Below are 12222 nucleotides of genomic sequence, written 5' to 3'. Positions count from 1 at the left end.
AATCGACAGCCAGGCCTGTCGATCTCCAGCCAGCACAGCGGTTAATAAGGAAGTCATGGGAACGCTGATTCTCGCGGTCACCTCACTTTTTCTGTACAGCATCGGCACCGCTTTGCAGGTGCTTCACTTTCGTGGACGCGTGCACAGTAACATTGCGATCACCACAGTTATAGGCATGTTGGCGCTCGCCGCCCATGGGCTTCTGATTACCCAAACCGTACACCATGATGGTGGTGTAGACTTTGGCCTCTTCAAAAGCTCCGTATTAATTTCCTGGCTGATCGTTTTTCTTCTGCTGGGGCTCAACCTGAAAAAGCCGGTTCAGAGCCTTTTCCTGGGCGTATACCCCCTGGCCGCTTTCACCATTGTTACAACCTTGATCACGCAGACGCCCTCCCGCGTGGTCTCTGATGAGAGCTATGGTGTCCTTTCTCACATCGCGTTGTCAGTCACAGCCTACAGCCTGTTTTCCCTGGCGGCTATACAGGCGACACTGCTTTACTTCCAGAACCGGCAACTGAAACAAAATTACAACAGTGCGCTGGTGCGCAATCTGCCGCCACTGCAAACCATGGAATCCCTGCTTTTCGAAATGGTGTGGGCCGGCGTCGTTATACTCATCCTCGCCATTGTGACCGGCGCCTTGTTTATAGAAAACCTGTTCGCGCAACACCTGGCACACAAAACTGTATTTTCACTGCTTTCGCTGCTGGTATTCGTCGCGCTACTTGTCGGGCGCTATACGAAAGGCTGGCGCGGCATGACTGCAAGCCGCTGGACACTAGCTGGCTGCGCCCTCCTGATGGTGGCCTTTTACGGCAGCAAGTTCGCTCTTGAACTTGTCTTCAACAAAGGTGGCTAGCCCGCTGCTCGCACACTCTTGACACCAGGCACAATCACAACCTACTTTCGCTACTTGTAAGCAACATAAGGACACCCTTGGTTTGGACGGTACATCGCTTACTGCGCTGTCGATTATTCTGGTCGGGCTGATCATGCTGTCGGCGTTTTTTTCCAGTTCCGAAACCGGCATGATGTCGCTCAACAAATATCGCCTCAAACATATGGCGAAAACGGGCCACAAAGGCGCAAAGCGGGCGCAGGGATTGTTGCAGCGCACGGATCAGCTAATCGGCATCATCCTCATAGGCAACAACTTTGTAAACATTCTGGCGTCCTCCATCGCCACGGTTATAGCCATTCGCATCTGGGGTGATGCAGGCATTGCCATTGCCACATTGCTACTAACCATCGTTATTCTGATTTTTGCCGAGGTAACGCCAAAGACCCTGGCAGCCCTGTTTCCAGAAAAAATCGCCTTTCCGGCAAGCTATATATTAGGGCCGCTACTTAAAATACTTTACCCCATTGTCTGGGCGGTCAATCTGTTTACAGGCGCTATTCTCAGAATTCTCAGAATTTCTGCGAGCGACGCCGCCCGCGACCACCTCAGCCGGGAAGAACTGAGAACCCTGGTGAATGAAGCCGGCGCACTGATACCCGCCAAGCACAAGGATATGCTTGTAAGCATTCTGGATCTGGAGAAAGTAACCGTAAATGACATTATGGTGCCGCGCAACGAAGTCTCAGGCATAGACCTGGAAGACGACACCGACACGATTCTCCGACAACTGAGAAACAGCCAACACACACGATTACCGGTACTGAAAGGCGATATAAACGACATTAGGGGCATCTTGCATATGCGCAGCATAGCCAAATTGCTGCAGCAGGACGAAATAAACAAGGCGATGATTATGCAGCTTTGTCAGGAGCCCTACTTCGTGCCTGAGAGCACACCACTCAATACCCAGCTCATCAACTTTCAAAAAGAGAAACGCAGGTTCGGTATTGTGGTAGACGAGTATGGCGATGTTCTCGGACTGGCTACCCTGGAAGACATTCTCGAAGAAATTGTTGGCGAGTTCACAACAGACTATGCCGCCACCAGCCCCGACATTATCCCCCAGGAAAACGGCACCTTCATTATTGACGGCACAGCCGCCGTGCGCACTATCAACAAAACCCTGGGCTGGAACCTGCCTACAGACGGCCCCAAGACTCTCAACGGCCTGATCACGGAAACCCTGGAGAACATCCCGGATACCAACGTCTGCCTGAAAGTAGACGGCCACCGGGTGGAAGTTCTCCAAATCAAGGACAATGTGGTAAAAGCTGCCATTGTGCACCCGGTAAAACGCAAGAAACGGCCACTCTCCATAACCTGACACGGATGGCCGGCGCCCGCGCATAGGCGATTGGGTTATAGCCTGTTCAATCCCATAGAACATCAAAGTTTAAGCGGCACCTTGACGCTTATCAATCCTCTGACAACACTAAGGATAAGCTCGACACAACAACAATCAGTGGGAGTTTATTCATGAGTCTGACAAATACCTTTGGCCTTCTGACCAATCCCGACCAGGCGTGGGAATCCATCCGGAAAGAATCTGAATCAGTCGCTCGCCTGTATACGGGGCATGTCCTGCTTCTTGCACTGATACCGGCCGTAGCTGGTTTCGTTGGCACCTCACAGATTGGCTGGCAAATAGGCGACGGGCAGGTTACCCGCCTGTCAGTCGGCAGCGCATTCACTCTGTCAGTACTCTTTTATGCCGTCATGCTCGCGGGCATATTCATTCTCGGTAAATTTATTGATTTCTTCGCAGCCACTTACGATGCTGTCGACAGGACGCCTCGGGGGGTTACCATGGCGGCTTACACCGCCACACCTATTTTTCTGATCGGTGTGATCGCGGTGTACCCCAACATCTGGGTGAATATGCTGGCCGGGCTGGTTGCGATCGCCTACGCGGTATATCTGCTGTATGAAGGGCTCCCCATCCTGATGAAGATTCCGGAAAGCCGTGGCTTCATGTTTGCCACCGCAGTGCTGACCGTCGGGCTGGTTATGTTCGTTGCATTACTTGCAATGAGCGTAGTGATCTGGAGTATGGGTGTGGGTCCAATATATGTGACCTGAATACCAGAATTCCACATGCATGCCAACAAAAAGCCAAAGGGTGCTCCCAAGGAGCACCCTTTCTTTTTGTTTTCGTTCAATATCTGATTTTATGCATATTAACACAGCCGAAAATGCGGTAAATTCATCCTATAATCAAAAACAGTCAGTCAAGCTCGGTTACATACCCGGTTGAGCCGCAAACAGGAGTCGGCCATGAACAAGCCGTCCGGCATACATTACCTTCATGAACACAGAGAAGCGGGCAACAGCAAACCGCTTCCAGTGGAGGTTACCCGCATTCGCGACACAGTTGTCGCCGGGTTAGGAGATCTGCTGCAGGGCGCATTTGATGCCGTTGACGATTCTTTATTTGAACTGGCCAACAATGCTCGCAGCAATAACGAACAAAACCGCTTTTTTGAAGCTATGCGGGAAATCCGCATCAAGCGCAAAGGCGTAGAGCGCCAATTTCAAAATACCATTGTGCATTTTTTTGCTAACCCTCCCCACACAGGCCCCACGCAGAATGACGCTTTGGGGCAGCAAACCAATGCGGACAACCTGGCACTGGTCGGTAATGACGATCTGGAAGAGCAGGTTGCCCTGAATGCCATGGTCACCAAGGCCAAAATTCACTTCCAGGGCCCATTGCTACAATTGCAGACCCGCTTTAATGAGGTTTACGACGGTGCTTCAAACGAATCGCCCGTTAACCCTATGGCGCCGGAACATCTTTGCAGCGCATTCACCGGTGCTATTCAAGCGCTGGAAATTCAGATCCGTGAACGATTAATTCTGCTCAAGCAGTTTGATCGCTATGTAATATCCAACCTGGGCATGCTGTTAGATGAGGCAAACCGGATCCTCATTCAGGCAGGCATCATCCCCCACTTCCGGTATCGCGGAACAAGCGGCCAGCAACACAGCACCCCGGGTGATCAGGCCGAAACCGGAAGCCCTGAGGGCACCGCAGCCTCAGGTGAAAACCACCAGGCTGGCAGCCAGGCCAATAATGCCGTATTCGAGCAAATACACCAGCTACTGGCACAGCAGAGGGCCAACGCGGGTATACCATCGCGACAGCATGATCCCGGCATTCGGATTATTGGCGGCAATGAACTGGCAAGTTTATTAGCCTCGCTACCTTTCAACACCCAGGCCAACACCGGAAACAACCTGAGTGCGGGTGAGCCGCTTACGGTTGATATTCGCGATACGATTCAAAAAATACTGTCCCAGACCAGCCCCAGCGATGGAAAAAAGCCAGCGCTCAAGGAAATGGACGAGGACCTGATCAACCTTGTATCCATGCTTTTCGAATTCATTCTAGATGATTACAACCTCTCTGCCCCGATACAGGTCCTGATCAGCCGGTTGCAGATACCAATCCTGAAAGTTGTCATCAAGGATAAAAGCTTTTTCAGCAAAACCACACACCCTGCACGCAAACTCCTTAACGCGCTTGCCAGGGCTGGCATTGGCTGGAGCAATAGCGATGAGAAAACCCGGGATAAGCTGTACGAGAGGATTCACGGCATTGTGCAGAGAATTCTCAGTGAGTTCGATGGTGACATAACCCTGTTTGAAACACTGAACGATGAGTTTGAAGAGTTCCTTGCCCGGGAGAATCGCAAGGCATCGCTGGTAGAACAACGTACTCGCGAGTCCGAACGGGGCCGTATCAAATCCCAAAAAGCGCAAGAATTGGTCGATAGAGTTATTCATGAGAGAGTATCCCGGTACCAGCAGCTTCCCGAGCCTGTCTATAACGTTCTCGTTAATGGCTGGAGCCGGTTCATGTTTCTGGCCTATTTGAGGGACGATGTTGAGCATCGCTGGCAGGACAGTGTAAAAGTTGTCGATGATCTGATCTGGTGCCTTCATCCACACTATGAAGATACCGAGAGAGATCAGTGGGTTCGCGTTGTTCCCAGCTTGCTTAAATCACTTCGTGCCGGGCTGGAAGAGGTTTCCTACAACACCTCAAAACTTGACGACACCATGAGCCAGCTCAAATACGAACTGGCGGAAGCATTTCGCGCAAGTTCCAGCATGGACATGAGGGAAAAGCCCGAAATTCAGCATGAAGACCCGGATGAAGCCAGAAACAAAGCTGCCCTTCAGCCTGAAGATGCCGCCATTGCCGAGTTTATGGTTCAGATAGACAGCATAGAAATAGGGAACTGGGTGGAATTCCGGTTGGTGAACGGCGCCAGTTTCCGGTGCAAACTTTCGGCAATCATTGAAGAAGCAGACTGCTTTGTTTTTGTGAATCGCATGGGCCTGAAGGTTATTGAAAAGCCTCGCGTGGAGCTCGCCCATGAGATGCGGCGCGGAAGATTAACACTGCTGGAACAAGGGGCATTCATCGACCGGGCGCTGAATGCCGTGGTCGGCTCTCTACGCAGCAAAACTGCCTGAATCGGCCCGGGCTCGCAGCTAACCTGCGGGCCATGGCCAGGGCAGCGGTCACCTAGCCATAAATGGAGCAACCAGAGATAGATGCTGGAGCATGGCAGCCATAATAGCCTTCCGGCCAAGTATCGGATCGCCCTGACCTTATCAACTGCGTTCCTGATCCACACATTACTGCTGTCCAGCGTTCCTGCCATTGTGCAGAACGTTCCGGTACAACACCGTCAACAGTTAAACCTTGAGTTGGTGGGGGCAAAAAACAGCCATAGCACACCAACAGCCCACGCCCCGGTTTCGGGCGAAAAAAGCCCCGTTCGCAATCCACAATTTGAGATAACACCGGACCAAAGCGACTCTAAACCCGCAGAACCTGTGCTTTCCAGCCGTCGTTCGAATCAGAAGACAGCTAACAGCAAAGAGCCACAAGTTTCGAAAACCAGACAAAAGAAAAATCAAACCGAGCCAGTGACACCGTCACGCGCTGCCAGTTCTCCATCAAAATCAGGCTCTCGCACGCAGGTTTCGGGGGAAGAGGTCGCAGAGGAAGTCACAAGAATTACGCAGTCACCCGTTGAGCAGGACCCTTACCTGGTCAAGTTAGCCATGCATTTGGCCACACAGCTCGAAACCCAGAGAATACCGGCAATCGGCGCACTTACCGACACCAAATCCATGGAGATTGAGCTTCAGTTAATGGGTAATGGCGCGCTGACCAGAGCGAAAGTGATTACATCGACAGGCAATGAGCAAATAGATAGCGCTGCCCACCGGGCCGCGCTATCAGCCAGCCCCTACCCGGAGCCGCCGCCTGATCAGGGCGGAAAAAACCGTTTCGCAGTAAAGCTGGTATTCTCTCCGTCTCGGCTTTAATCAGTACGGAAGGCGAATCAAGCCTCAGCTTGTTTGGCAGCTTCTTTTACAAGCGTCGCCAACTCGCCGTTTTCTGACATCTCCATGATGATATCGCAACCACCAACCAACTCACCGTTAACATAGAGTTGCGGATAGGTCGGCCAGCTTGAATACACTTTCAGGCCTTCACGCAGCTCTTGATTATCCAGAATATTCACGAACGCAAAGCGCTCGCCACACGCCATCAACGCTTGTGACGTTTTAGACGAAAAGCCACATTGTGGCGCCTGGGGCGACCCTTTCATGTACAGAATGATTGGATTCTCTGACAGCTGGGTTTTAATGGTTTCGTTAATGTCCATAAACATTCACCTCTGGTTAAAAGGAACCGCTTATTTGCGCTGTTGCAACTATGCTCACTGGCAATCATTGTACACGTCGGGCGAGCCGCTCAACAAACCTCGTAATTTGACACAAGGCAAGGCCGGTGCCCGCAGCGTTGTCTTCATTAGCGCGAAGGGCTAGACTTGATGCCCCCTTTTTTTCACCAGTATTTATACTCATCCTGGGCTTCACCAAGGTAAGGGCCATCCTATGGCAGCAAGGCATTTTCTGACACTGAATGATATGACCACAACCGAGCTGGAAGACTTGGTAGATCATGGCGCCAAGCTCCGGACCGAATGGCGCCAGGGCATAACCAGAGATTCATTGAAAAATCGCGTGTTGGCGATGATTTTTGAAAAGTCGTCAACTCGCACCCGGGTCTCTTTTGAAGCCGGCATGGCCCAGCTTGGTGGCTCTGCCCTGTTTCTCTCCCCCAGGGACACACAGCTCGGCCGTGGCGAACCCATAGAAGACTCCGCTATTGTGATTTCCAGCATGGTAGATGCGGTGATGATCCGCACCTTCGCCCATAAGACGGTCGAGACATTTGCCAAGGCCTCACAGGCGCCAGTCATCAACGCCTTGACGGACGATTTCCACCCCTGCCAGCTGCTGGCAGATATGCAAACCTACCGCGAACATCGCGGCAGTATTCGGGGGGCTACGGTGGCCTGGATTGGCGATGGCAACAACATGTGCCATTCCTATATCAACGCCGCCAAGCAGTTCGGTTTTCACTTGAACATAGCCACTCCCGAGGGCTACGAGCCGGATGCAGAACTGGCAAAAACCCATGGCTCCCACATCACACTCATGCGCGAACCTGAAGAAGCGGCCCGCCATGCAAACCTGCTGGTTACCGATGTTTGGGCCTCCATGGGCCAGGAAGACGAGCAAAAAGCCCGGGAGAAAGCCTTTAGCAACTATCAAATCAACCAAGGCTTGATGGATGTAGCTGATAAAGACGCGCTACTCATGCATTGTTTGCCCGCCCACCGTGGCGAGGAAATCTCTGCAGACATGATCGAGCACCCCGGCTCCGTCATTTGGGACGAGGCTGAAAATCGGCTTCATGCCCAGAAAGCTCTGCTGGAATTCTTGATTCTGAACCGCCAGGACTAGGTTTTATGAGCGCCTCTGAAACGACCATCGATAACTGGTTGCTTGAAGTAAGCAAACTCACTTGTGGCTATGGCGGAGTAGACGTTGTAAAAGATGTCAACTTTGCACTCAGTCACGGCGATATTGGCTGCCTGCTTGGGCCAAGCGGTTGCGGTAAAAGCACCATTTTGCGGGCTCTGGCCGGATTTCTCCCCCTGACGGGAGGCGAGATCAGCCTGCAATCTCAACAAATCAGCCTGCCCGGCCGCACACTTGCCCCCGAAAAACGTCGCATTGGCATGGTATTCCAGGATTACGCCCTGTTCCCGCACCTGAGCATTGCGGATAACGTGGGCTTCGGATTACGCGGGCTGAACAAAGCCGAGAAACGCAGCAAGGTTATGGAGCTGCTGCACGTGGTTCACTTGCAGGATTTGGCAGACAGCTACCCCCACCAACTCTCCGGAGGGCAACAGCAGCGGGTAGCACTGGCGCGGGCCCTTGCTCCGGAGCCAACGCTGATTCTTCTGGACGAGCCGTTCTCCAACCTGGATGCCGACCTGCGTCGCAGGCTTAGCCTGGACGTTCGCGACATCCTGAAAACGCTCGGCATTAGCGCCATTCTGGTCACCCACGATCAGCAAGAAGCCTTTGCCATGTGTGACCAGGTGGCAGTGCTTCAAAGCGGTAAAATCCAACAATGGGATGTACCCTACAACCTGTACCACGAACCAGCCAACCGATTTGTGGCCAGTTTTGTGGGGCAAGGCGGGTTTGTTCCAGGAAAGGCCGTGGGACCAGACATTATAGAATCCGAACTGGGCGTTCTTCACGGTAACCGAGCCTATAACTGGTCCCCGGGCACCCTGGTGGACGTGCTCATACGCCCCGACGATATTGTCTACGATGCAGATTCAGACCTACGCCCGAAAGTCGTTGAGAAAACATTTGCCGGTACCTCCACGCTTTACCGCTTCCGCTGTTCCGAAGATACAGAATTCGAGACGCTGTTTCGCAGCCATCTGGACTTCCACCTGGGCGAAACGGTGCCGGTAAGAGTCGAAGCCGATCACCTTATTGCCTTTGAACGCAATAACTGAAGGCCAGCACAAAGGCTCTTCAGTTGTTACAGACACGCTCGATAGCGTCTAGCCACCCCGCATAAAGCGACTCGCGTAGCGCTGGCCGCATGCTGGCGTGAAACTGCCTCTCGCACCCCCAAAGCTCTGCAACCTGCTCCAGGTTGTCATAAACTCCGGTTTGCAAACCGGCAAGATAAGCGGCGCCCAGCGCCGTCGTTTCAGTTATCCGGGGGCGATCAACGGTCACGTTCAGAATATCTGCCAGGAACTGCATCAGCCAGTCGTTAACCGCCATACCGCCGTCTACACGAAGCGAAGCCAGAGCCGCACCGTCATTCTGAATTGCCCGAACCAAATCCTTGGTTTGATAGCACACCGATTGCAACCCTGCGGTGACAATTTCACCGATACCCGTATCCCGGGTTAGCCCCATAATGGCTCCCCGGGCATGGGGATCCCAGTGGGGCGCACCCAATCCGGTGAACGCAGGCACCAAATACACCGGGTTATCTACACCCACTGTTTCCGCATGGGCGGCAGATTCATTGGCATGCTCAATCAGCTTCAAACCATCACGTAACCATTGCATGGCTGCGCCTGCCACAAAAATACTGCCTTCCACCGCGTAACAGGGTTTGCCATTCAGGCGATACGCCACCGTTGTAAGCAGGCGGTTTTCAGACCGCACAGCTTTGGGGCCAGTATTAACCATCAAAAAGCATCCAGTGCCATAGGTGCTCTTGGCCATGCCCGGCTCAAAACAGGCCTGGCCAATAAGTGCGGCCTGCTGATCGCCCGCAATACCCGCCACCATAACCGGCGCGCCAAGCCATTTGGCATCGGTTTGGCCATAATTTGCAGCACTGTCGAGAACCTCTGGCAACAATGCTTTGGGCACCCGAAACAGTGATAGCAGCTCATCGTCCCAGGTTTGCTCGTGAATATTGAACAGTGCCGTTCGGGAAGCGTTAGTGGCATCGGTAAAATGTGAGTGGCCACATGTGAGGTTCCAGAGCAGCCAGCTATCTATAGTGCCAAACGCCAGCTCACCCGCTTCTGCGCGAGCGCGGGCACCTTCTACATTATCCAGTATCCAGGCAATCTTGGTGGCTGAAAAGTAAGGGTCTATCAATAGACCAGTACGCTCAACAACATTACTCTCATGGCCATCCGTTTTCAGTTTGGTACATAACGAGGCCGTGCGCCTGTCCTGCCAAACAATCGCGCGATGAATCGGTTTACCCGTGGCTCTCTCCCAGATAACCGTCGTTTCCCGTTGATTGGTAATACCAACCCCCGCCAGTTCTGAGGCCGCAATAGCCGCTTTATCAAGAGCATTACGGCACACTGCCAAAGTGCTCTCCCATATTTCTTCAGCATCATGTTCTACCCAGCCATCACGAGGAAAATACTGACTGAACTCCCGTTGATCGGTGGCAACGCTGGTGCCGCTCTGGTCGAAAACAATGGCTCGGGAGCTGGTAGTTCCCTGATCGATGGCAAGCAGATATCGGGTCATCATAAATCCTGGTGTCCGGTCGTTTACCGGATTCTACCAGCAGGTTCCCCGGAAGAAGAACGTTGAGGGGCATTAGAGGGGAAATGCCGAGGGGAAATTCAAAAACGTTCAAAAAAGACAAAAAAAGGGCCGGAAACCCGACCCCCAAAATGACGAATGAAACAAGGAAAGTTCGCAAGAGCTACAACCTAGCAAGTTCATCTCTTACGGTTTTAATTATCTACGCCGATAGCAGAACTTTCAGTAATGGTTGTGTAGTCACTTTGTTACATCAGGTGAGGGGTTGAGATTGGGCTCACAGCCTTCTCACAACTCGGGCTCCAGCGGCTTTTTGCGCGGCCAGACCAAGCTGAAGCGCGCCCCGCCAAGCCCCTCGCTCCGGCTTACAAAAGCCTGTCCGTTATGCCAATACAGAATACGCCGCACAATAGACAAACCCAGCCCATAGCCGCCAGACGTTCGGGTGCGACTGTCGTCGAGCCGGGAAAACGCAGTAAACACCTTTTCCCATTCATCTTCAGGAATGCCCGGGCCATCGTCCTCTACATCAACGCGACAGTGATCTTCATCAATATGGCAACGAACAAGCACGCTGCCCGACGCATAACGCCCGGCGTTTCCCACAAGGTTCTGGATAGCCCGGTGAAGATAACGCGGCTCCACATCAGCGAGCGCAAAGTGCTCAGTTGCCCCGTCGATTTCACTCTCAATGCTCAAAGCCGGGCGCACAAGCTGCTGCTCGGTAACCACCTGTCTGACTATGTTGGTTACAGACGCTTCCTCAAGGGCAAAAACCGGCCCGCCCTGCTCAAGCCGGGCATAGGTCAGAATCTCATCAATCAGCTCATCCAGTTCCTGAATATCACCATCAATACCATCAAGCTGTTTTTGCAGGGCCTCCTGGCCCTGGCAATCCTCAATCATTTGTACGCCAAAGCGAATACGGGCCACCGGCGTCCTCAATTCGTGGGAAACTGCATGAATCATCTCACTTTGCACATTGACCAGCCGTTGTATGTGTTCGGCCATGCCATTAAATGCCGCCGCCAACCGGGAGACATTCGTACCTTCGCCCGCCTCTACCCGTGCGCCCATTTCACCCCGGGCAATGCGCACAGCCACTGATTCAACTCTACGGAGGTTGCTGTCCAGACCTCTAAGCACAAGAACCAGAGACAGCGCCAAAATACTCCCGGATACCATCAGCAACAACAGAACAACCGGCCATGCCCAAGGGTTAAATGGCGGAGGCAAAACCACCTGAACCAGTTCACCGTCTGCCAACTGAGCCAGTACCCGGCCCTGCTCGTTGTCAAAATAAAAAGCCAATCCCCGCCTGTAAACCCGCGCCAGCACCTCATCATCCGGCAAGACCACCTGGTCCTGGGTTTTTATATCCAGGTTCAAACCTGCGGCCAGCCGCTCGACCATCTCGCCACGCGAGTCCGAAGAAGCCGCCTCCAGATGTTGGCGCATGATCTGAGCGGAAACGACAGCAATATCACGATAGGGTTGAGACAGCGTGAGTTGAACGGGGTCGCCGTGAAACCCGGCAACCAAAAACCGGTAACCGAGACTGTCCTCAACGGCCACTACCTGTCCATACCCGAGACGCTCCCTGATAACCGGCAAAAGTGGTTGCTGGCCAGCCTGTGTGACGCTGAAATCATACTGGGAGAAGAGCCAATGGTACTGCTGACCGGGTGCAGGCGAATGCACAAGCCAACGCATCAGCGGCTCGGAAAAGCGCTCATGCCAGAATTGTGAACGTACAGAATTGACACCCGAAAAGAGAAAAATGCAAAACAGTATTACAACCGCTGCGAGGCCAGCGAGGCGGGCGTATAGCTTGAGGAAAAACTTCAGGGGCATGTCGACAAACCCTGGCAGGAAAACGCCGG

Annotated in this window: 10 protein-coding genes; 7 read left to right on the top strand and 3 right to left on the bottom strand. The window is 53.0% G+C overall.

The features are described 5' to 3' along the window. The first annotated feature begins 55 nt into the window (after positions 1–55). From ACTHYN_RS00245 to ACTHYN_RS00225, 5 genes are all read left to right on the top strand, one after another. Positions 56–862 (top strand): cytochrome C assembly family protein, encoded by an 807-nt coding sequence (locus ACTHYN_RS00245; protein WP_441810477.1) that lies wholly within the window; start codon positions 56–58, stop codon positions 860–862. Positions 863–944: 82 nt separating this feature from the next. Beyond that, on the top strand, positions 945–2228 hold the full coding sequence (locus tag ACTHYN_RS00240; protein WP_441810476.1) for an HlyC/CorC family transporter: 1284 nt from the start codon (positions 945–947) through the stop codon (positions 2226–2228). A 152-nt stretch (positions 2229–2380) separates the two neighbouring features. Then, the gene (locus ACTHYN_RS00235) at positions 2381–2983 is read left to right on the top strand and encodes a Yip1 family protein (protein WP_441810475.1); all 603 of its coding nucleotides are present in this window, start codon (positions 2381–2383) and stop codon (positions 2981–2983) included. A gap of 195 nt (positions 2984–3178) precedes the next feature. Then, a complete protein-coding gene (locus tag ACTHYN_RS00230) occupies positions 3179–5386 on the top strand; it encodes a DUF1631 domain-containing protein (RefSeq protein WP_441810474.1) in 2208 nt (735 codons plus the stop codon). An 81-nt stretch (positions 5387–5467) separates the two neighbouring features. Then, positions 5468–6250: an energy transducer TonB family protein gene (locus ACTHYN_RS00225; protein ID WP_441810473.1), complete on the top strand. Its 783-nt coding sequence runs from the start codon at positions 5468–5470 to the stop codon at positions 6248–6250. A gap of 17 nt (positions 6251–6267) precedes the next feature. Here the strand turns inward: ACTHYN_RS00225 and grxD are convergent, their stop codons facing one another. Then, a complete protein-coding gene (gene grxD / locus ACTHYN_RS00220; protein ID WP_441810472.1) occupies positions 6268–6594 on the bottom strand; it encodes a Grx4 family monothiol glutaredoxin in 327 nt (108 codons plus the stop codon). A gap of 232 nt (positions 6595–6826) precedes the next feature. Between grxD and argF the strand changes: the two genes are divergently transcribed. Both argF and ACTHYN_RS00210 read left to right on the top strand, forming a co-directional pair. After that, entirely contained in the window at positions 6827–7741 is a 915-nt protein-coding gene (gene argF, locus ACTHYN_RS00215) for an ornithine carbamoyltransferase (protein ID WP_441810471.1), read from the top strand. 5 nt (positions 7742–7746) lie between these two features. Next, the gene (locus tag ACTHYN_RS00210; protein WP_441810470.1) at positions 7747–8820 is read left to right on the top strand and encodes an ABC transporter ATP-binding protein; all 1074 of its coding nucleotides are present in this window, start codon (positions 7747–7749) and stop codon (positions 8818–8820) included. Between the two features lie 19 nt (positions 8821–8839). On the opposite strand, the gene glpK is transcribed toward ACTHYN_RS00210, so the two are convergent. Both glpK and ACTHYN_RS00200 read right to left on the bottom strand, forming a co-directional pair. Continuing rightward, on the bottom strand, positions 8840–10321 hold the full coding sequence (gene glpK, locus ACTHYN_RS00205; RefSeq protein WP_441810581.1) for a glycerol kinase GlpK: 1482 nt from the start codon (positions 10319–10321) through the stop codon (positions 8840–8842). 306 nt (positions 10322–10627) lie between these two features. Continuing rightward, entirely contained in the window at positions 10628–12193 is a 1566-nt protein-coding gene (locus ACTHYN_RS00200; protein WP_441810580.1) for an ATP-binding protein, read from the bottom strand. Positions 12194–12222 lie beyond the last annotated feature (29 nt).

Source organism: Marinobacter sp. (assembly GCF_052091845.1).
Lineage (GTDB): Bacteria > Pseudomonadota > Gammaproteobacteria > Pseudomonadales > Oleiphilaceae > Marinobacter.
The sequence above is the reverse complement of the archived record's forward strand: the minus strand, read 5'-3'. Positions and strand labels throughout refer to the sequence as shown.